Origin of the sequence: Stenotrophomonas sp. PS02301, from assembly GCF_029959485.1 — a bacterium.
GTDB lineage: Bacteria > Pseudomonadota > Gammaproteobacteria > Xanthomonadales > Xanthomonadaceae > Stenotrophomonas > Stenotrophomonas maltophilia_Z.
On sequence record NZ_JASCOO010000047.1, the window covers coordinates 1 to 22,280 of the forward strand.

The window sequence follows — 22,280 nt, forward strand, 5'->3', positions numbered from 1 at the left end:
ACCGGCGGTTGCGGCGGCGGATCCGGTGGAGGAAGCGGCGGAGGATCAGGGTCTGGATCTGGCGGCGGCGGCGGCGGTGGCGGTGGCGGTGGCGGCGGGGGTGGGGGTGGTGGTGGTGCTGGTGCTGGGCACGGTGGAGAGGGCGCACCTGGGGCGGCGCAATCGATTACCGACCGTAGGAACCAGCTGTTGTCCGTGTCGCTGCTGCTCGCATCGGCAACTCCGCCTTGATAGAGGAAATACTCGTATGGGCCGGCGACGACCGGGCTGGAAAGGCTGAAGGCGCCGGCCGATGTGGTTGCGTTGACGGACTGTACGAGCAGGATGCCGTTGGATTCGGTCACCGCGCCACTGCCCCCGGTGTTGCGCACCTGGATGCGACTCTGGCCGGCGCCCGCACCGTCCACGATGACCAACCGGTCAGATGCTGAGCCGTCCGTGGCCAGCCAGGTGTTCATGGCGAGCAGCCCGTCGTAGCCGACGTAGTCGGTGACGGTCAGCGCCATGTAGCTCTCCGGCAGCGCCGGATCGCCGAGCGGTGCCCCGAAATCAATCAAACCCGCCTGATGCGAGAGCGACGTCAGCAGCGATGAGTCGCTCATCAGCCACGTGCTGTCATTCAACACCACGGTTGAAACGCTGTCGGGGCCGGTCTGGGCGAAGCCAGACAACGAAGAGCGCTCTGCATGGATGTAGGCATCGGCCGGATCACCGCCCAGGTTCGCGCCCACGTACAGCCATTGCCCGCTTCCGCCGACGGTGGTGTTCGTGAGCTGGACGTTCACCCCGTCACTGCCATTCACGTAGATCGTGGGTCCATCTACATTGCTGAGCCGGCTGTCGGCAAAGTCCGCTCGCGGAAAGAAGCCGCTGAGCCACAACGCGGGCGCACCCTGCCCGTAGCTGGAGACATCCGTGTTGGATGCACTGACCCGGCCACCGTATGCCGCGAGAACGCCCGCCGTCTGCGCGCCGTCGACAATGACATCGACGTCGTCCAAGGACACCATTCCGGCCTGCGCGACGACACCATGACTTCCAGTCCCCACTGTCTTGACGGTACTGGAGGCCAACCGGACTTCCCCGCCATTGCGCGCCACCGCCCCCCAGGAGCTGTCGGCGCCCGTGCCGCTGATCACCAATCCGGTTCCCTCGAAAAGGCCTGTAGCCTCGGCGGCAATCACACCTTCAGCATCCTCGTTCGTGCTGATGAGTGTCCCGCCGCCAGACAGTGACACGTGGCCAAGCGAGTCCCTTACAGATACAGCAGACCATCCCGCGCTCACGTTGACGGTGCCTGCCAGCAGCGCCTGCGAGCCCAGAGCGAAGATGCCACCGCCGGTTGCGGAGGACACGTTCAAGGCGCTACTCGCTTCACTCGTGAACTGCGAGCCCGTATCGAGATAGATGGCGCCTTCCCCGCTCTGGTTCTGAACGCCAAGTGTGCTGCCACCGCGCAGGAGGAAGCTGGCCGAATTGCTACCGACGATGCCTTGCTTGCCGCCCAGCACGTTCAGGCTGCCGGCATTGAAGAACACGCGGCTGGCGTTGTTGTCAATGCCGATCGAACCCGTTCCCGCAGCGGTAATGGCCGCCTGACCCGCCAGCGTCAGTTCGGCGCCCTGGACCAGCGCCGCACCGTAGCTGTTGCTTCCCGTCTGGATCTGCGTGTCCGTCAACGAGGCAACGCTGCCTGCGGTCATGTACAGGCCCCAGCTCTGCTCCCCTACCAGGAACCTTCCGCGGGTGTCGTTCAACCGCGCGGGCGCAAGTGCACCCGTACCCCACCACCCGACGCTGCGATTTCCCAAGGTGAGCGAGGTGTCGGTCAGGTTCGTTCGCGACCCCAGCACGGGCGAGGCGTAGGTAGCGCTGAAGATGTTGTAGATGCCCGTCGAATAGTCGCCCAGCTCGAAGGTTCCATTGGTGACGTTGAGCTCGGATTCGCCCGCTACGAAGCCGCCGAACGTGCGCCCGGCACCTGTGATGCCGCTGCCGATCCGCACGATCGTATTGGTTGCGTTTATCTGCGCGAAGCTGCCGTTCTGCCCAGGCAGCCCACCGCCCGGATCCGTGTTCATGACCTGCAGGCCATAGCCGAGCGTGGTGGGAATATCGATGATGGAGCTCTCGACATTGGCCACGCCGCCGCCGAACGCTGCCACCACCGCCAGGGTCTGCGTCGGAACGTAGCTGGTGCCCGGGTGCAGCGTGAGCGTGGCATTGCGCAGGGTCAACGTACCCTGCGTGGTGGCCACGGCGTTGGCGAGCCGTTCCGGCGCCATGTACACGGTGGAATCGACGAAGGTCGCGTTTGCAGGGGCATAGGCGGCGCCTGGCCCGCTGAACACGGTGATGGGGCTGAAGTAACTGCCTGCGGGACGTTCGGCAACCGCCTGGTAGCCGGTGAATGTGGCGGTGGTGCCATAGGCCACGCGCACCACATCCCAGACGGTCTGGGTGATGGCCCCATCGGGCAGGTTGTAGGTGCCGCCATCGCACAGGGAGAGCCCGCGCGGATTGGTGGTCACGCCAAAGCAGCCCTGCGGTGCACCTGGCGTGGTGCCGAGCAGAGTGCCGCTCCCGGCTACCTCGGGGACGTCTGGCGGAGGCGCGTCAGGCGGTGGGGCTGCTTGGGCCTGTTGACTGAGAAGATGTGCCATTGCGATTGCAATCGATACCGCAAGGGACGCCGGACCACGCGACTGAGAGGGTTTTCGGGTCAAGATAGGCTGCAACATGGCGCCACTCCTTGTCACGGCACTTCCACAATCGGACGGTCCTCTGAACAGCGTCAGCTGACCGATCAGCGTTGCGTCGGCTGTTTGAGCAACTCTGGCGGGTAGTAGGTTCCGTCCTTCACCCCCAGCTTTGGTCCATAGAATCGGAAGGTGAGGCGGTAGTCCTTGCCTTTGGGTGTGGGCAGCCAGTTCTGGTCCGGCGCATCACTGGGCTTCTCGGGTGCAAAATACAGCGTCAGCGAGCCGTCGGCATTGTGCTTGAGTCCGGATTCGCGGTTGAGCAGGAACCGGTTCTTGGGGTTCGGCAGCACGCGGGCGAATACCGGATCCACTGCGATCACGGACCAGAAGTAGTCGGCATAACTCGGTGGCAACGCATCCTTCGGGAAGGTCATGGTGTAGGCATTGTCCCCGTTGAGCTGGGTGCCGGTGCTATCCAGGTTCCCCTTGTAGTACACGACCTCGTCCATTCGATTGGCCCAGATGCCGCCCAGGTTCACCAGCGTCCGGCCAAGCCAGTCATCTCCGTAGGTGCCGGCCACTGCGGGCCTGGCCCAGCCGTTGCGCAGGGTGCCGTGACCGACGGTCGGCGAAGCCTTCAGCAGATCGGCGTGTGCCTTTTCGCGTACTACCTTCTCAACCCGTTCCCGCTCTGCTGGATCCTGGATGCCGGCGCCGATGGCGCGTGCCTTGGCGGCCACCGGCTCCATGCCGGGGTTGATGTCACGTTCGCTATCCAGCACCTGAACCACGTTGTCGAACGCATCCGCACCCGGCAGGTGCTGTTGGTCGAAGGCAACCACGGGTGGCAGAGAGGGGGTTCCCGGGGCGCCGAGCGCGCGCAGTGCGAACTTGTGCTGCAGCGAGACTGCCTGGTTCCAGTCATCACCCAGCTCCACCCGCGCCAGCATGCGCATGTACTTCACCGGCACATCGATGCGGGTCACGCCCTTCGGCAGCGCCACGGCTGCACCGGTGAGGCATATGGCGAACTCCCCGGAGGGCTGTGCCGGCTGGGTGCGTTCATTGATGTTTGCCACCGTCTCACCCCAGCCGTTGAGGAACTGCACGGTGTAGTAGCGACCACTGATCTTCGGCACGGTCACAACCGTGCAGCTGTTTTCGTCAACGGCAACCCAGGCTTCCGAGTACGCAACGTCCAGGTTGGGGTTGGGCCAGTCCACGGCACCCGGTTTGCGGTGGGCAATCTCGTTCCACTTCATGCCCTCGGCCAGGTCCGCCTTCTGCTGCCGCAGCACCAGCAGCCGGCCGAGCAGGTAAATCCAGGCATCGCTGATGTCCTGGTCCGAGTAGGCGCGGGCTCCCGCCGGTTTCTCCGGTGCGGTGGTGGCGACGGGCGCCGGCTGGGGCGTGCTGCTCTGTTGTGGACTGCGGTTGCAGCCGGTCAAGGCTACGGACAGCATCACGATCAAGGAGGCGCAGGCGGTTCCGTTCATGCGGTTTTCTCTCCAGCGGGGACCACAGCGGGCGGCGACCACGCGCCATCCAGGATGGCCGCATCCGGCCAGTAGGTGCGCACATACAGCGAGAACGGAGCCCCCCTCGGCGATGGCAACCAGTTGCCTTGCAGTGCCGGGTCGCTTGGCGGGTCCGGCTGCACATACAAGGTCAGACTGCCATCGGCCCCGCGGACCAGGTCCTGGTTCTTCGTGCCCAGTGAGAAACGGTCAACCGGGTTGGGAAAGAAGAAGTGCTGGGCGTCGTACAGCGTCAGCGACCAGAATCCTTTCACCGGGGGCTCGCCCTTGGCGAAAGTCACGGTGTAACGCTGGCTTCCGTCCAGTCGCGCGCCGTTGGCATCGAGGTCCTGGTAAAAGTAGGTCGCTTCGTTCGGCTTGTTTACATAGATGTTCGACTTGGCTACTGCAGTGCGGCTGAAGTAGTCGGTGCCGAATCGGGCGCCGTTGCGGATGGTGGTCCAGTTGCCCGGCAACGGAATTCCGAAGTTGCGGAACTCGAGCAGCGGTGCGATCAGTTCGCGCTCGGTCCGTACAGCTTCGTCGGTGATCGTCGCCTTGAGGGCGGGGTCACGTGCAGCGGCATCGACCAGCGCCAAGGCCTTTGCGTATTGGGCCTGCTCGCCCGGAAGTGGCGTGGTGTCGGCCAGCACCGTGGCCAATTCATCCCAGAACGTGGCCGGGTCCACCTTGGGCGCTTCGCTGCCATCCGGTTGCGGCGGGGGCGCGGGAAAGTCCGGCGTGCTGCTCCAGTCGCGTGTCTTCATGCGGCCATCGAACTGTGACAGTGGGTACATGTCGATCTGGCTCAACAGTGCCTGCACCGCTTGTCGATCTTCTTCAGTGTCGTCAAGGAAGACGCGTGGTATGGCGTAGCCACTGAAGGTGGTGCTGCGGAAGACACGGTTGATCTTCTCCGGCGGCTCCCCCTTCCAGTCTGGCCCCACCAGCAGGTAAAAACCCGGCGGCGTTGCGTACATGCTGCCCAGCTCGGCGAAGCTGTCGGTCCGCGTGTCGACCACCTGGTACACCCAGAAGCGGGTGCCGAAATCCGGCACCTGCAGGACGACCGGTTCAATGTCCAACGCCAGTGGACCGCCGCCATACACCACGTCCTGGTTGGGGCACGCCACCTCACGTTCGCTCGGTGCGACATAGTCGGTCAGCATGCTCAGCTGGTTGGGGGGCGCCGCCGGCAGGACCCCTCCCAGCCGGCCCGGGCCAGGGAGTGACTGGAAGTTCACCCGACGGTTGTAAATGTTCACCATCGGCCATGCCCAGAAGTACACGTCTCGCGCCGCCGATCGGGCATAGGCTTCGGTCAGTCGCGTGCCCGGCATGGGGCCCGCGGTTTCATCTGATGCAGACGTGGGCGAACGGTGCGTTTGGTCTGCCATGGCAGTTCCCGTGCGGTGGGCCGAAGCCACGATGCTGGGGTATGCGCAGAGCGCCCGCCTCTGGTGTTCTACGCAGGGGAAGCCAGTAAAAGTACGGTGTCTCCTGTACCTGATTAACCAGATTTCGCCGAAAAGCTTATCTCTGGTCACCCAGCTGCCGAAACTTCACCGCTAATCTGCCGACTCCGCTTTCGGCCAGTAGAAGACCTCTGCCCTACCCCTGATAACGATCCCTTATCACTAGGGTCACGGGCCTGGGGAATTCGCGTGAGCCATAGCTCCTGATTCGCCTCGTAAGGGGCAAGTAGGGTTCCAACTGTGCACGCCGGCCATCGTCGGCCACCCACGTACCGATGGAGCCCCGAAATGTCCGCTTCCACCAACCGTCTGCCACCCGGCGTGGAATCGCGGCGAAGGCGCAACGCCGAGTTGCGCCTCGCCTGCGCTGAAATCAAGCCGATGCTTTCGCGGCAATCTTGATCGACTTGACGTTCACGAACTCCTTCAGACCTTCCGGACCGTGCTCGCGACCATAGCCCGACGCCTTCACGCCACCGAACGGAAGCGTTGGCGATGCCACGTCGAAGGTGTTGATGAAGATCATGCCGGTGTCGAAGTACTTGCTGGCCAGCTCCCGGGCGCGCTGCACGTCACGGCTGAAGATGCCCCCGCCCAGGCCGTAGCGGCTGTCGTTGGCGATGCGCATGGCATCCTCATCGTCCTCGGCGCGGATGATGGCCGCTGCAGGACCGAACAGCTCATCTTCGTAGGCCACCTGCCCCGGCGCCACATCCGCCAGCACCGTGGCCGGGTAGAACCAGCCGGTGCGGTCCGGCACTTCACCGCCCACCAGAAGACGGGACCCTTGCGAGACGCTCTTGGTCACCTGTTCGTGCAGCTTGTCGCGCTGCGCCTTGGAGACCATGGGGCCGAGCTGGGTGTCGTCGGCATTCGGGTCGCCCATCCGGATCGCTTCGAACGCCTTTGCATAGCCGCTGACGAAGGCGTCATAGTTCTTCTTTGTCACGATGAAGCGCTTGGCGTTGACGCAGGTCTGGCCGTTGTTGAACAGGCGGCCCTTGACGCAGGTCGCCACCGCCAGATCCAGGTCGGCATCGTCCAGCACCAGATAGGCGTCGTTGGAGCCCAGTTCAAGCACGGTCTTCTTGAGGGCCGCACCGGCCTTGGCTGCCACGGTGCGCCCTGCCGCCTCGCTGCCGGTCAGTGTCACCGCGCGCACCAGATCGTTTTCCACGATGTCATTGGATTGATCGTGGCTGATCAACAGCACCCCGAACAGCCCCTTGGGCAGCCCGGCACTTTCGTAGATATCACGCAGCAGCAGCCCACTGCCGGTGCAGCTCTCGGCATGCTTGAGCAGTACGCCATTGCCGGCCATCAGGCTGGCGATGGAATAGCGGATCGCCTGGTAGGCCGGGAAGTTCCACGGCTGAATGCCGTAAACCACGCCGATGGGCGCGTGGGTCACGATGCCTGTGGCACCGTCCACATCGCGCTCCTCATCGGCCAGCACGACCGGCCCCTGCTTGGCGGTGTAGTCACAGATGCCGGCACACAGCTCGATCTCGGTACGGCTGTCTTCGATGAGCTTGCCGACCTCGTCGGTCATCAGCTGTGCGAACTCTTCCTTACGCTCGCGGAGTGCTTTTGCGATGCCAGCGATGACGGTTGCGCGCTCATCCAGGCTACGCAGACGCCATTGCAGAAACGCTTCATGGCTTGCCTTCACGACGGCGGCTGCTTCAGCGTCGGACATGTAGGAATAGGTGGCGACCACTTCCTCGGTCAGCGGATTGATCGTGGTGAGTTGCTTGTTGGGCATGGAAAGAGACTCTTCACTTCAAAAGGCGGTCCGGAAAGGGTCGCTTTCGTGCAGTTCCTCTGCCGTGAATTCTTCGGCGGTGCGCCTCACTGGAGGTTCACTGGACCCCATTGCTACAGTGCGCCTTCGGCTTGCCCTGACGAACTCCCTACATGCGCTCCTGGTTGCGAACAGTCTCCATCACCCTGACTGCCTCCTTGGCTACCGCCGCTGTGGCCAGCCTGATGCAGACCCAGATCAATCTGCATGCGCTTACCCAGCTGGGCCTTGAGGTCAGCTGGCAGGCCCGGGCTGCCGTTACCGTGGAGGATCTGGCCCGGTTCGGACCTGTGATGGTTGGTTTTTCGCTGGCCGGCTGCGTCCTCGCGCTAGGTCTGCAGGCGGGCCTGCGGCGGTTGGGGTTGAGCGCCCTGCCCTGCGCGCTGCTCGCCAGTCTGGTTGGGTTGGCCATCGTGCTGGCGCTGCTGCGCAGCGTGATCCCGATGCCGGCGATCGCTGCGATCCGGGAGATGCCCGGCCTCGCCGTGCTCAGCGTGTGTGGGCTGGTGGGAGGGTACGTGAGCCACACGCTGAAAGTACGTGTCGTGCACGGAGCACGCCGGCACGGCCGGGCGGCTTACCTGCTGCCTGCTTGCCTGGTGTTGCTGCCGCTTGCGTCGTTCCTGTTGATGCGCCCGATGCCGGAACGGTCACAGCCCCCTGCGGCGGCGGGATACCACGCCACCATCGTCGCCGACGGCCTGCAGTGGCCGTGGTCGCTGGCGGAACTGCCGGACGGAAGACTGCTCGTCACCGAGATGGCTGGCCGCCTGAAGGTGATTGACCACGCCGGCGAACGTGTGGACGTCGACCTTTCCAGATTGCCCGAGGGGTATCAGCGGGAGCGCGTGATCGGTCTGATGGACATCGCCCTCTCCCCCGATTACGAGAAGGACCACCGCATCTATCTGACGCAGGGCTACCGTGATCCTCGCGGCGTGGGCGTCCGTTTGATGCGTGGCGCGCTGAGGTTCGTCGGCGGCGAGTGGTCCGTAGATCAAGTGGAGGTTCTATTCGAATCCACGCCAAAACCCAGCGACGGCAACAACGGCGGGCGCTTGGCGTTTCTCGACACGCACACCCTGCTGATGACGGTGGGCGATGGGAGTGCACGCCGGGAGGAAGCCCAGAACGAAAACAACTCGCTGGGCAAAGTGATGCGCATTTCGCTCGCCCCGAGTGCAAACGGCGCGGCCATATACACCTCAGGGCACCGCAACCCGCAAGGCATCGTGCGTGACCCCTTCACCGGCGCCGTCTATATGAGCGAACACGGGCCGCGCGGCGGCGATGAGCTCAACCGGCTTCGACCGGGTGGCAATTACGGCTGGCCTCTGGTCAGTCACGGAATCGATTACCCGTTTGCCCGGGTGAGCCCGTTTACGCATCACCAGGGGTTCGAGGACCCGGAGGTGATCTGGTCGCCGTCGATCGCACCCTCTGGCTTGGCCGTCTATCACGGCACCCTTTTCCAGCGGTGGCAGGGCGACTTCCTGGTGCCGGCATTGCGTGAGCGGAGCGTCCGCCGCCTTGTTCGCGACGGTGACCGTGTAGTGCGCCAGGAGCTGTTGCTCGGTGAACTCGGCGAGCGTATTCGTGACGTCAAGGTCGCTGAAGATGGTTCCATCTACGCGCTCACCGACGGGGTGGACGGGAAGCTGGTGCGGATGGTGCCAAGGGACCCCTTGAGCGCGCCGCTCAAGTGATGCCGGCGCGACGCTTGCGGTGTCGCGAGCGCTGGAACTATCGGGGGCTCATGCCCACTAGCTGCCGTGATCGGCCAACGCATCGTGAAAGTCGAGCTCGTGGACGATGACAACCCGAGATCCTGCTTTACGCAGCTTAATGGCCTTCTCGACCTTGCGTCCGTAGCACGCAAACGCCCAGCACGGATTCCCTTCTGCACCGATGACCAGGTAGTGGACTTTCTTTGAAGGCGATGAATGGGCCGATCCCCCAAGTCTCTTAACGACGCCTTCGAATTCGGCGCGGGTGAAGCGCGACGATGCGCCTGTAAAGCAGAAGCCCCTTTCCATGAAGCTGATCTCAGGATCCACCGCGCATAAGCCAACGATCTGCCGCCCTTCCAACACGCGCGGACTGGTGATTGTGCGGTCGTCAAGCAAGGGCGTGAACTCTGCGAAGAAAGCTTGGAGCATCGCGTGTTCCTTCGCGTCTATCTGCTTGTCGGCAAGCACCCCTGTGATCAGGCTGCCCACCTCGTCGAAGGGCCAGCATGTTTTCAGGTGCTCGTGATCTGCCATCCAATCGGACAGGGCGCGCAGCTCTTCCACGGAGATATGCGTGTCCGCGACGATGCCCCCCATGATGGCGTGCAACCGCTGCAGGTCGGCAGTCACGTCGTCGTAGAACTCAGTCGAGCGCAGGCGTTCACACAGCCACACGATGTCTGCGTGTTCTTCCTCGGTCAGGATGCCGTCGGCTACCGCGGCAGTGACAACCGGCACGAGCTCGTTGAAGGGGTGCTGGTCACGCACGGCGTCGTGCTCGGCCAGCCACAGATTGAGGTAGTCGAGCTCAAGGGCGTTGATCTGGCCGTCGATCACGATACCTTCGACGATGCCGATGAGCGCGTTGACGGACTTGTCCAGCCGGGCTTTCGAGGTGAACTTGAAATAGTTGCGGTGATCCGAGTGCATTGCGTTACGTCCCTGTTCAACGCCGTCCAGTGGCGTGTTGTGGAAACTTACCGCCTTATCGCCATCAGGCGCTAGAGCCGAGATCACACCCGCCCGGGACCGGTCACGGGCATTCTGGCAGCGTGCCCGCGCGTCCACGCGCTATGTGCAGGTTCTTGGGGGGTACCGGCTGGTAGAGGCAATGTCGCGTTTCGCTCCATCCCATGCTGCGCTGTCCCGCGTCATTCCGCGCGTGGGGTAGTTACATTGCCCCAACGCAGCTCGAACCTCAGTTCCAGCGTCTGCCCCGACTCCAGCCGCTTCGGCGCCAGCGTGAACCCATCAGGCGGCCCAGTCTGAGGCTCCACACAGGTCGCGTGCGCAGTCCCGTCATACACCACCCAGTGATCCGAGTCCGCCCGCAGCTCCAGCCGCTGCGCCCCAGACACCAGCACCACCTCAGCCTGGTTGATGAAACAGTCATCCCACGGCCCGGTCGCGGGCGCGGGCGCGACACAAGGCAATGTAGCGATGCCCTCCCCGTCCCGTGGATACATCGCACTCGGCGAGAACAGCAGCTGATCCGGCTTCCGGAACCACGGGTGCCAGCCAAGTACCGCCGGCATCGCCTGGTCGCCGGCTTGCACCGCCAGCCTCAGCTTCAGACGGTCGGGCAGCACATGGATCGCCTGCGTCGCACGCCCCCCGAAAGGCCAATGCCCATCCTCAGGAAGCGCCAGTGACAGCGTCGCGGTATCCGCCCCAAGATTTTCAATCCGCCACGGCCGCGAGAACCCTACGCCATGGATGGCATGCGCCCCAAGGTTCGGTGGGAGCTCAAACGCCTTGCCATCAAACACAAAGCGCCCCTGCCGAATCCGGCCCGCCCAAGGCACCATTGGATAGCACCCCCATCCAATGGCGGCCGCCCCACCCTCGTCCTCGCCCACCAGCCAGTCCACACCGTCGTACCGCATCTGGGCGATACGGCCACCGGCGTCCGGTGCAAGCGCGACCTCCAGCCTGCCCGCGCGCAACCAGTACAGGCGCCCACCATGCAGGGGCGCCTGCGCATCATCCTTGGGTGACGCTGCTTCAAACGCCATACGGATCGATCGTCCGGATGCTGCCGTCCGCCTCCATGTGCAGCGGCGTGCACTTGACTGAGCGCAGATGGGTCACGCCGCCGGACAACAAGGCGTCGTGATAGAAGAGATACCACTGGCCCTCGAACGCGCAGATGGAGTGGTGCGTGGTCCAGCCCACCACGGGCTTCAGGATCACGCCGCCATAGGTGAACGGTCCGTACGGACTGTCGCCGATGGCGTAACACAGCAGGTGCGTATCACCGGTCGAGTACGAAAGGTAATACCGCCCATCGTACTTGTGCAGCCACGGCCCTTCGAAGAACCGGCGCGCGTGGTCATCAGCCCGCAGCGGCTGTCCGTGCTCGTCCAGGATGACGATCTCGCGCGTGGGTTCCGCCAGTCGGGTCATGCCCGCGTCCAGCCGCGCTACACGCGGCCCCAGTGCAGGCGCATCGCCGGTGGGCTCCTCATGTTCCGCATCAAAGCGATTGTCCCGGTACTTCTGCAGTTGGCCGCCCCAGATGCCGCCGAAGTAAAGGTAATGCGCGCCGTCGTCGTCCTCGTACACGGCCGGATCGATGGAGTACGTGCCCTCGATCGGCTCGGGCTCGGCGGTGAACGGGCCTTCGGGACGATCCGCCACGGCGACGCCGATGCGGAACATGCCCTGCCCGTCCTTGGCCGGGAAATAGAGGTAGTAGCGGCCGTCGCGGTGGGCCGCATCCGGCGCCCACATCTGCTGCGCGGCCCAGGGCACGTCGCGCAGATGCAGCGCTAGGCCGCAGTCGGTGGCCTCACCTTCGGGGGAGTCCATCCGCAGCACGTGGTAATCCTCCATGCGGAAGTGGCCACCCTCGTCGTCGAAGGACGCGCCGCCGTCGATATCGTGCGACGGATAGAGGTACAGGCGCCCTTCGAACACATGGGCCGAGGGGTCGGCCGTGTAGATGTGGGTCACCAGCGGCGGGGAGATGGCATGCGCCGCGAGCCGATCAAGGGTGCTTCCCTGCCGACGCAGGTGCAGGTCCTGCTCGATGCGCGTCTCCATCCCTTTGTCGATCTTGTAGAGGAAGAGCAGTGCAACGGCGACCAGGAAGGGAATGGAGCAGTAGAGGCTCACCGTCAGCCGGATGCCGTCCACCACCGCCTGCGGCTGTTGTTCCGCGCCGGTCTGATAGCCGTGGTGCGCAAGAATGCCGGCGACCAGCGCACCGCCGATGCTGAGCCCGATCTTCAACCCGCACAGCATCGCGGAGAAGATGATCGCGGTGGCGCGGCGATGGTTCTTCCATTCGGAGTAATCGGCCACATCGGCGATCATCGCCCACAGCAGCGGGATGGTGATGCCGTAGCAGAACCCGTGCAGCATGAAGGCGCCGAAGGCCACGCCGACCGCCGTGGGCGGAAACAGGTAGAACACCAGCAGGAACACGGTGGATACCAGCAGTGCGCCACCGAATACGTCACGTTTGCCGAAGCGGTCGGCCAGGCGCCGGGAGACCCCGATGCCCAGGATCATGCACAGGATGCCGCAGGCGTTGAACAGGCTGAACGCCGAGGTCGCCGGGTCCTCCGGCCAGGTGAAGCCGGACAGGCCCCACCCGTTGAGTGTCGCGTTCAATCCGCCGATGAAGCGGTTGAAGCCGGTGGTGTCGAGGAAGCCCGCCAGCGCGGCCTCGCTCATGTAGTACTGGAAGTAGTAGATGTAGGTGCCGCCCTTCAGGGCCAGGTTGATGAAGACCAGCACCGTCAGGGCCAGCATCACCTTCCACGGCCGGTTGTGCAGCAGGTCGGACAGGTCCTGCATCACCCCGCCGGTCTGTTCCTTGGCCGGCACGATGCGCTCGCGCGTGGTGGCGAAGGTGACCAGGAAGAACAGCGTGCCCACCACCGCGAACACCGTCATCACCCGCTCGAAGCCCTGCACCCGATCCCCGTCGCCCAGGATCAGCACCAGCGGCAACAGCAGGACCTGGATGATGAACTGCGCGATCATCACCGCCACGAAGCGGTAGGCAGAGAGGCTGTTGCGCTGGGCCATGCTGCCGGTGAGCACGCCGCTGAGCGCGGAGTACGGCAGGTTGTTGGCCGCGTACACGAACATCAGCAGGCCATAGGTCACCAGCGCATAGAGAACCTTGCCCTGCGCACCCAGGTCCGGCGTGCTGAAGGCGAGCAGCGACAGCACGCCGAACGGGATCGCCGTCCACAGGATCCAGGGCCGGAACTTTCCCCACCGGCTGACGGTGCGGTCGGCGGCAATGCCGATCAGCGGGGTGAACACGAAGGCACCCAGCAGGCCGATCACGAAGATGATCGTGGCCGCCGTGGCGGGCGGCAACCGGTACACATCGGTATAGAAGAACGCCAGATAGGTGATCAGCGTCTGGAAGATCAGGTTGGCCGCGAGGTCGCCCAGGCTGTAGCCCAGCTTCTCCCGGACGGACAGGATGTGCTCGGGGGTATCGCCGTGGCGGGCATCAGTCACGATTCGCCTCCACCGTGAAGCGGCTCCGCACGCGGGCATCGGCGCTTGAGCCGCCTATCCGCACCTCATACGCCCCGGCCGGAACGACATAGGTGCCGCGCGCGTCGTCGTACTCGCGCAGCGCCTGCTGCGCGTCCAGCTCGAAGGTCACGGTACGCCGCTCGCCCGGTGTCAGGTGAACGCGTTGGAAGCCGCGCAGGGTCTGTTGCGCATCGCCTGCACCCGCTGCAAGCCGCCGCACATACAGCTGCACCACTTCATCGCCCGCCCGCTTGCCGGTGTTGGCCACCTCCACCTGCACCTTGAGCGTGCCGTGGTCGGCCATACGGGGCGCATCGAGGCTTGGCTTGCCGTAGTCGAAACGGGTATAGGACAGGCCGTAGCCGAAGGGATACAGCGGCGTGCCGCGGAAATAGCGGTAAGTGCGGCCCTCCATCGCGTAATCATCGAACGCGGGCATTGCCTGGTCTGCGCTGTAGAACGTCACCGGCAGCCGGCCGCCCGGATTGACGTCGCCAAACAGCGCCTCGCCCACGGCGGTGCCGCCGCGTTGCCCGGGATACCAGCTCATCAGGATCGCGGAGAGGTTCGTCTGGGCCCACTCCACCGCCAGCGCCGATCCTCCCGTCAGCACCATCACCACAGGCTTGCCCGTGGCGTGCAGCGCTTCCAGCAGGGCGCGCTGGGTAGCGGGCAGACGCAGGTCGGTGCGGTCGCCGCCGGCGAAGCCCGGATAGTTGACCGTCATCTCTTCGCCCTCGACATCGCCGGTCAGGCCGCCGACGAACACCACCACGTCCGCACTCCGGGCGGCATCGACGGCTTCTTCGAACGGCGGCTTCGCCCCGGGCATGCGCCAGCCCAGCCGCACGCCGGCGTCGCGCTCGGCATCGTAGTACTCCAGCGTCAGCGCATAGGCACGGCCCGCCTGCAGGTCCAGATCGACACCGTCGCTGCGCAGGCGATCACTGTTGGCCCAGTGGTCCAGCACCCGCTTGCCATCCACGTAGAGGCGGAAGCCGTCGTCGGCCGCCGCCTCGATCCGGTAGCGGCCCGATACCGGCGGCAGCAGTTGGCCACGCCAGCGGATGCTGAAGCCATCGTTGGGGATGCCCTGCCCTGGTGCGGCCTCGCCGCGGGCCAGCAGGTTGTCGGTCGGCGAGCCGCGGTCCCAGCGGAACCCGATCTGGGCATCGGTGCGCACCAGCGCCGGCGTCCCTGACAGATCGGGCGTACGGAAGTACTCACCGCGCAGGCCGCGTTCCGGGGAGTCGGCCGAGGGCCGCAGATACGCCGCCTCGATCAGCGGCGTCGCGCTGGGATCGTCGCGCCCTTCGACCAGGTCCACACCACGCGCATAGCGCACCTCGATGCCCTTCGCCGCATCGCGGATGCCCTGCAGGATCGTCACCGGTGCCGCCGGTGTGCCGAAGTAATTGCCGAGCAGTGCCATCGTGTCATCGGCCGTGGGGCCGACCACTGCGATGCGCTTGAGGTTGCGTGACAGCGGCAGCACGCCATCGTTCTTCAGCAGCACCAGTGATGCCTGCGCGGCCTTCAGGGCCAGCGCATCGTGCGCCGGGGCCTGGTTCACCGAGGCCGGAATCCGTGCCCAGCGCACGCGCTCGGGCGGATCGAACATGCCCAGCCGCATCCGCGCGGTGAACAGGCGCGTCACCGCATCGTCGATCTCGGCTTCGCTGATCAGGCCTTGGCGTACGGCGGCCGGCAGCGTGGCGTACTCCTGGCCGCACTCCAGCTCGGTGCCGTTCTTGACCGCCAGTGCCGCCGCAGCTTCGCGGGTGGGGACGATGTTGTGATGCTTCCAGATATCCACGATGGCCCAGCAATCCGACACCACGTAGCCCTTGAACCCCCACTCGCGGCGCAGCACGTCGCGCAGCAGGAACTGGCTGGCGCTGGCGGATTCGCCGTATACCCGGTTGTAGGCCCCCATCACCGCATCCACCTGGCCCTCCTTCACCAGCGCCTCGAACGCCGGCAGGTAGGTGTCGTACAGATCGCGCTTGCTGGGGCGGGCATCGAAGTGGTGGCGATCGGCCTCGGGACCGCTGTGCACGGCAAGGTGCTTGGCCGTGGCGTCCAGCTTGCGGTACACCGGGTCATCGCCCTGCAGGCCCTGCACGAAGGCGACGCCCATCCGCGCGGTGAGGTACGGGTCCTCACCGTAGGTTTCCTGGCCGCGTCCCCAGCGCGGGTCGCGGAAGATGTTGATGTTCGGCGACCAGTAGGTCAGGCCCTGATAGCGGCCATGCGCCCCCTCGCGCACGAACTGGTGATGCTTGGCTCGCGCCTCGTCGCTGATGGTGGTGGCCACCCGCCCCATCAACGGCACGTCGAACGTGGCGGCCAGCCCGATGGCCTGCGGGAACACTGTCGCCTGCCCTGCCCGCGCGACGCCGTGCAGGCCTTCGTTCCACCAGTCGTAGGCCGGAACGCCCAGGCGCTCGATGGCGGGCGCGGCATTCTGCATCTGGGCGGCCTTTTCTTCCAGGGTCATCTGCCCCACCAGCGCGGCGGCGCGGGTTTCAAAGCTGGCCGATGTATCCAGCCACGGCTGGGCCTCGGCGGCGTGACCGGTGCTCGCCACTGTCATGGCAGCGCACAGCGCCAGCGTGCGGAAGATGGGGCCGCGACGGCCGCGTTGGAGGGAAGACGTACGCGTCATCAGTTGCTCCTCAAAGCGCGCTCATCGCGCGCGAATGGTCCCAGCAGGGCGCCGACGAAGCCGCCTGCGCGATCCGTACTCAATACCGTTCCGTCCACGTCGCCCGCGAGGGTCTGCCAGCCACGCCCGTCGTCCGTATCGAACGCGAAGGCATAGCGCCCCTCGTCACCGGCGATCTTCAGGCGCAGCGACGTGGACGCCATCGCGGTGCGCGTGGCCAGGGTGCGGGTCGCCCCGCTGCCATCGCGCCCTTCCAGGAAGATCGCCACGCGATCCCCGCCGAGGCTGCGCACGCCCAGGAAGTACCAGTAACTCTCGCTCTGGAACGCAGCAAGGCCCGCCGCCACACCCGTCGCCGGCCGCGTCATGTCGGTGCTGGCCTCGAAGCGCAGATGCTGCTGACGGCGGCCAAGGAAGGCAGGGTTACGCAGCGTGTCGAGGTTCTCCGGCAGCGGATGCACGGCCAAGCTGCCCGGACGCAGGCCCAGGTCTGCCCATGACTGTTTGGGGACGCGCACCTGCACCCATCCGGTGCCAAGCGTGGGTGCATCGAAGTCGTCGCGATCGACGAAGTTGCCGGTTGATGGGGCCTGCGAGGCATCGCCCTGCATCCACGATGGCGCCTTGACCACGTACGGAATGACCTGGTCGGCAGGCAGGATCACCGGCCAGCCATCCCGCCACTGCACGGGCAGCAGATACGTCTCCCGCCCTGTGTTGTAGTGGCGCGTCTGGTAATTGCGACTGGCCAGGAACACCGCCCACCAGGCGCCGTCCGGACCTTCCACCAGGTCGGCGTGCCCGGCGTTGGTGATCGGCAGCGGCCGGTCGTCCGGCAGGTCGCGCTGGGTGAGAATCGGATTGCCCGCATACGGGAGGTACGGCCCCCAGACCTCGCGGCTGCGCAGGACCACCTGGGAATGCTGCGGCCCGGTGCCACCCTCGGCGTCGGAGAGGTAGTACCAGCCATCGCGCTTGAAGACATGCGGCCCCTCGATCCAGATCGGGTTCTTCGCCGGCTCCACCCCGCCGTCGATGAGCACCCTGCGCGGCCCTATCGGCTTGAACGCGGTCAGATCGATCTGCTGCATCCAGATGGCGCGGTGGCCTTCGTAGCGCTGCGGACCGGGCGGCACATCGTTGTTGACCAGGTAGACGGCGCCGTCTTCATCGAAGAACAGCGACGGGTCGATGCCCTCCACGCTGGGCAGCCAGTGCGGATCAGACCAGGGGCCGGCAGGGTCGCGCGCGGTCGCGATGAAGTTGCCGCCGCTGTCGACCGCCGTGGTGACCACATAGAACACGCCGTCGTGGTACTCGATGGCCGGCGCGAAGATGCCACGGGAGACGTTCAGGCCATCGAAGTCCAGCTGCGTGGGGCGATCGATCACGTTGCCGATCTGCTTCCAGTGCACCAGATCGATGCTTTCGAATACCGGAATACCCGGGAAGTAGGTGAAGCTGGAATTGACCAGATAGAACCGGTCATTGGCGCGGACGATGCTCGGGTCCGCATGGAAGCCGGCCAGGATCGGGTTGCGGTAGTGACCGGCGGGCAGCGGCGTCTCGAAGGCCGCGTCGTGACCGGCATATTCGAACCAATCGAAGTAGACCGGCGGCGCCGGCGTGGCACCGAGCGATGGCGCAGCAGGCAGCAGCAGGAGCAGCGTGGCAATCAGCAGGCGCATCAGGGGACCTCCGCGGCGGTGAGGGAAATCTCGAAGGGGCCGGCCGGCGCACCGCTGCTGTCGCGCAGCGTGCAGACGGGACCGTCCGCCCAGCAATAGCGCACACGCAACGCGCCGCTCCGGTAGTGCCGGCCGCTGGCCGGCTCCACGCAATCCATGCAATCCAACACAACCTCATGCCCCTCCAGCACCGCGTCGGCATAGCGGCAGTGGCGTGCGTCGGCGTCACAGAGCTCGAATCCTATGGGGCCGTTCGCACCGGTCGTGGCCAGGGTGCCGGTGACGTTGTCGAACGCGAGCGTTGTTTCGCCCTGCGCGCGCGACGCCGTGCGAACCGTCGGGCCGGAAGGTGCCAGCGCCCGTTCGCCGTAGACCACGTGACGCGCCACCCGGGCGAGGCGCCGGCCCAGCTCCTGTTTGTTGGGCGGGTGGATGTCGTACGCGTCGCCGATGTCGATCGCCACCGCGAGCCCGGTATGCGGGTCTTCCGCCGCGACGCGGCGCTGCGCCTCGCGCACCTGTGCCCAGCCACTCTCGCCCGGGGCTTGAGGCGGCTGCCCATAGCCGGCCAACTGCACCACCAGCAGCGGCATCCGCGCACCGAACCGGCTGCGCCAGTCATCGCGCAGGCTGCGCAGCCGGTTGGCATAAGCGGCGCCGTCACCCGTGTTGGACTCGCCTTGGTACCAGAGCATTCCACGCAGGCCATAGCCGCCGAGCGGCGCGATCATGCCGTTGTACAGCGTCGACAGACCCGTGGCGGCATGCCAGGGCGCCAGCGGCGGTGCCTGTGCACCGGCCGCCACCCGGTAGTGCCACGGCGCGTCCAGGACGATGCGCGTGCCGTCGTCCAGCTCCACCGCATGGGCGTCGGCCGGTCCCGACAGCCCACCCTCGCCGTAGGTATCCAGCACGTTGATCACCACCGTGTTCTCGCCGGCGTTCAAGAGACCGGCGGGAAGGGTATAACGCCGCGCCTCCGCTGCACCGTACTGGCTGCCCACCGCCACGCCGTTGACCCAGGTCATGTCCGTCTCATCGACGGCGCCCAGCGCAAGCCGTGCGCCCTGCGCCGCCTGCGCGGCGGTCAGCGTGACCTGGGTGCGGTACCAGACCATGCCGTTGTAGTCGGCAAGCGCCGGCACGCCCCAGCGCTCCCATGCGCCCAGCCCGGCGGGGGCCGTGTGCCATGCCGTGTTGTCTTCGCCCGGCTGCCAGGGAGTGTCGCCTTGCAAGGCTCCGTCGCGCATCGACCACCACTGCTGCCATACCTCGCCCCAGCCCGCGGTTGCCGCCGCAGGGTTGCTTGCGTAGACCGTGAGCAGGTCAAGCGCGGGGTCCATGCCGCCCTGCATACGCAGCGCGTCGGCGCTGGTCCACGCCTCGATCCGCGAGCCGCCCCACGCCGCCTGGATCAGCCCCATCGGGACGTCGACGGTCTTCTGCAGTTCACGCGCGAAGTAGAAGCAGGCGGCGGAAAAGTCGCGCACCGCGGCTGGCGAAGCCGGCTTCCACGCGGTCGGCGCCGGGAACGTGCTCTGCGGCGTAACGGCTGCCGCCTTGGGCACGGTGAACAGGCGGATCGTCGGGTGCGTGGCGGAGGCGATCTCACTGTCTGCGTCGAGCGCGCGCCACACCGGCAGTTCCATGTTCGACTGCCCGGAACACAACCAGACATCGCCCATCTGTACGTCATGAACGTTCTGGGTGGCCGTCCCTGCGCGGACGGTCATGTCGTGAGGGCCGCCGGCGGGAATGGGTTTCAGCGTTGCATGCCACTGGCCGCCGGCGTCCGCGCGCGTGGTGACGGTTTGTCGCGCGAAGACCACGGAGACCGGGGTGCCGGGCGCAGCATGGCCCCAGACCGGAATCGGCTGGTCGCGCTGCAGCACGGCGTGATCCTGGAACAGCGGATGCAGCAGCGGTGTTGCCGGTTCCTGTGCCACGGCCGTCATGGCAGCGCATGCCACGGCGGTCGCCAGCATCCAGACGATCACCCGTGTCCGACTCATCGCCCATCTCCCGGCGCGGAAGGAAACTGCAGGCGCTGGTACCACGCCAGCGCGTGTGGCGGCGCGGTTTCGCCCGCAGGCAAGGGCCTGCCGCTGACCGACTGGAAGTACGCGACACTGGCATCGCGCCACCACTGCGCTTCGCGCCGCTGGATGCCGAGGAAGGCGGCGACCTGCGCATGCCGCTCCGCATCCACCCTGCCCTGCAGGCCTGCCCAGGTGGCCTGCATGCCCTGCACCTGGCGTACGCCCTGCGTATAGCGCCCGATCAGTTCATCCCACAACGGCTGCCCGGAGGCCATGCGGTGATCCCACGGCACGTGGTGGAACCACAGCAGCAGCGGCTCCGGCACGCGCGCCAGATTCCCATACTCCGCGGCTACCGCCGGGGAGTACTGGCCGACCGCATTGCTGCCACGCGCGGTGCGGTCAAAGCCGATGCCATCACGATCGGCGCGGTGGTAGTACACGGCGGTCCAGTCCGAGCGTGGGCCGCCGTCCACCCAGGGGCCTGGCCCGTAGTGGTGCCCGCGCGCCATCAGGTGGTGCAGGCCCAGCGGCGTCATGTAGTTCACCGCCGCCTCGCGCGAATCCATCATCATCTCGACGATGGGTTGCACCACCTCGGGATCCGGCGTGAACGTCATCGCCGCCCAGTCCGCCGCGATCTTGCGGCTGGAGCGCTGGGGATTCCAGGCGAGACGACCGAAGGCATACCAGTTGGCCTGATCGAAGTGCGAGCCGCTCCAGGTGCGGTCATTGCCGATGTTGGCGACGCCGGCAATGCCGGTCAGGAGCTGCGCGACCGTGGCGCCCGCGCTGCCTGCATGGGTATCGGACTGCAGCACCTCCTCGTACAGCGGCCCCAGGTACACCAGATGTGTGGCGAAGCCGAGATACTCCTTGGTGATCTGGACCTCCATCATCAGCGGCGTGCGTGGCATGGCCCCGAACAGCGGATGGAACGGCTCGCGTGGCTGGAAATCGATGGGCCCATTCTTCACCTGCACGATCACGTTCGGGAGGAACGCACCGTCCAGGCCGGCGAACTCGGTGTACGCCTGGGTGGCGCGGTCCGTCGGCACCTCGTGCGCGTAGACGAAGGCCCGCCACATCACCACGCCCCCGTGCGGTGCCAGCGCGGCGGCCAGCAGGTTCGCGCCGTCCGCATGCGAGCGACCATAGTCCTGTGGGCCGGGCTGCCCCTCCGAATTAGCCTTCACCAGAAAGCCGCCGAAATCCGGAATGCGTGCGTAGATCTCGTCGGCCTTGTCGCGCCACCAACGCTGCACGGCCGGGTCGAGCGGATCGGCGGTTTTCAGCCCGCCCAGCTCGATGGGGGCGCTGAAGCGCGCGCTCAGGTACACGCGGATGCCGTACGGCCGGAACATGTCCGCCAGCGCGGCCGCTTTGATGAGATATGCCGGCGCAAGGCTCTGCGCGCTCGCGTTTACATTGTTCAGTACGGTGCCGTTGATGCCGAGCGAGGCGTTGGCACGCGCATAGTCCGTATAGCTTGGGTCCCGCCACTCCGGCAGGGTCTGCCAGTCCCACAGCGAGCGGCCCGCATAGCCGCGCTCCACGTAGCCGTCCAGGTTGTCCCAGTGGTCGAGCACGCGCAGCCCGAGCCGTGGCGATTCGCGAACCTCGAGGTCATCGAGTGACGCACCGGTCTGCAGCAGTCGCAGCAGATGGAACACGCCATACAGCACCCCGATATCCTGGCGTGCGGCCACCAGCAGCACCTCGCGCCCGCCGATGTGCGCACGCCTGAGCAGGTAGCCGTCGTCGCCGAGTGATTCCATCTCCTTGCGGAGCGGCGCGATCACGGCCGACGAATCGGGGGTGCCCAGCACCACGCTGGCCTCCGCGCTGGGCGAGATCTGCATCCGCGGCGCGCGACCCAGCAGGCCGGTGAGGCCACGCACAAGCTCCTCGCGCGCGGCACGCTGCGTCGGGGTCTGATCGGGGGCCACGACCCCGCCCAGCCGTGTCCGGTAGTCGGTCGCGAGGGCAGGTTCCAGCGGTGCGTAGCGCAGCCAGAGGGCGTATCCGTCCTCTGCGCGCACGCTGCCCGCGCAGGCGAAAAGTGCCAGGGCGACACCCAACATCCAGTGACACCGCTCGACATTCCGGCGGAGCAGCAGCGTTGCCAGCAAACCTTGTAAGCTGCGGACG

General features: G+C 66.0%; 11 protein-coding genes and 2 pseudogenes. 1 reads left to right on the plus strand and 12 read right to left on the minus strand.

What is annotated here, in order from left to right:
• From QMX81_RS12490 to QMX81_RS12505, 4 genes and pseudogenes are all read right to left on the minus strand, one after another.
• Window positions 1-2,531 (minus strand): annotated as a pseudogene (locus tag QMX81_RS12490) (hypothetical protein); the annotation flags it as partial.
• Between the two features lie 275 nt (window positions 2,532-2,806).
• Entirely contained in the window at window positions 2,807-4,240 is a 1,434-nt protein-coding gene (locus tag QMX81_RS12495) for a DUF1214 domain-containing protein (RefSeq protein ID WP_220668889.1), read from the minus strand.
• On the minus strand, window positions 4,195-5,616 hold the full coding sequence (locus tag QMX81_RS12500; protein ID WP_121036829.1) for a DUF1254 domain-containing protein: 1,422 nt from the start codon (window positions 5,614-5,616) through the stop codon (window positions 4,195-4,197). Before QMX81_RS12500 ends, QMX81_RS12495 begins: the two co-directional genes overlap by 46 nt.
• A 451-nt stretch (window positions 5,617-6,067) precedes the next feature.
• Complete coding sequence (locus QMX81_RS12505; RefSeq protein WP_121036830.1) at window positions 6,068-7,459, minus strand: aldehyde dehydrogenase family protein; 1,392 nt, start codon at window positions 7,457-7,459, stop codon at window positions 6,068-6,070.
• A 152-nt stretch (window positions 7,460-7,611) separates the two neighbouring features.
• Here QMX81_RS12505 and QMX81_RS12510 point away from each other — a divergent pair, with 152 nt between their 5' ends.
• Complete coding sequence (locus QMX81_RS12510; RefSeq protein WP_282261925.1) at window positions 7,612-9,204, plus strand: PQQ-dependent sugar dehydrogenase; 1,593 nt, start codon at window positions 7,612-7,614, stop codon at window positions 9,202-9,204.
• A gap of 57 nt (window positions 9,205-9,261) precedes the next feature.
• Here the strand turns inward: QMX81_RS12510 and QMX81_RS12515 are convergent, their stop codons facing one another.
• The 8 genes and pseudogenes from QMX81_RS12515 to QMX81_RS12550 all read right to left on the minus strand — a co-directional run bounded on the left by QMX81_RS12515 (window position 9,262) and on the right by QMX81_RS12550 (window position 22,213).
• Window positions 9,262-10,158 (minus strand): BRCT domain-containing protein, encoded by an 897-nt coding sequence (locus QMX81_RS12515; protein WP_282261927.1) that lies wholly within the window; start codon window positions 10,156-10,158, stop codon window positions 9,262-9,264.
• Between the two features lie 221 nt (window positions 10,159-10,379).
• Window positions 10,380-11,243 carry an aldose epimerase gene (locus QMX81_RS12520; RefSeq protein WP_152153192.1) on the minus strand — a complete coding sequence of 288 codons (864 nt, stop codon included), beginning with the start codon at window positions 11,241-11,243 and terminating at the stop codon, window positions 10,380-10,382.
• Window positions 11,233-12,249 carry a glycoside hydrolase family 43 protein gene (locus QMX81_RS12525; protein ID WP_336619090.1) on the minus strand — a complete coding sequence of 339 codons (1,017 nt, stop codon included), beginning with the start codon at window positions 12,247-12,249 and terminating at the stop codon, window positions 11,233-11,235. The genes QMX81_RS12520 and QMX81_RS12525 overlap by 11 nt, the downstream gene beginning before the upstream one ends.
• Window positions 12,232-13,713 (minus strand): annotated as a pseudogene (locus tag QMX81_RS12530) (MFS transporter); the annotation flags it as partial. The pseudogene QMX81_RS12530 and the gene QMX81_RS12525, both read right to left, overlap by 18 nt.
• Entirely contained in the window at window positions 13,706-16,330 is a 2,625-nt protein-coding gene (locus QMX81_RS12535; protein ID WP_282261952.1) for a glycoside hydrolase family 3 protein, read from the minus strand. The gene QMX81_RS12535 and the pseudogene QMX81_RS12530, both read right to left, overlap by 8 nt.
• 71 nt (window positions 16,331-16,401) lie before the next feature.
• Entirely contained in the window at window positions 16,402-18,090 is a 1,689-nt protein-coding gene (locus QMX81_RS12540; RefSeq protein WP_282261930.1) for a glycoside hydrolase family 43 protein, read from the minus strand.
• A complete protein-coding gene (locus tag QMX81_RS12545; RefSeq protein WP_282261932.1) occupies window positions 18,090-20,102 on the minus strand; it encodes a sialate O-acetylesterase in 2,013 nt (670 codons plus the stop codon). Before QMX81_RS12545 ends, QMX81_RS12540 begins: the two co-directional genes overlap by 1 nt.
• On the minus strand, window positions 20,099-22,213 hold the full coding sequence (locus QMX81_RS12550) for an alpha-glucuronidase family glycosyl hydrolase (protein WP_282261934.1): 2,115 nt from the start codon (window positions 22,211-22,213) through the stop codon (window positions 20,099-20,101). Before QMX81_RS12550 ends, QMX81_RS12545 begins: the two co-directional genes overlap by 4 nt.
• Window positions 22,214-22,280: the final 67 nt, after the last annotated feature.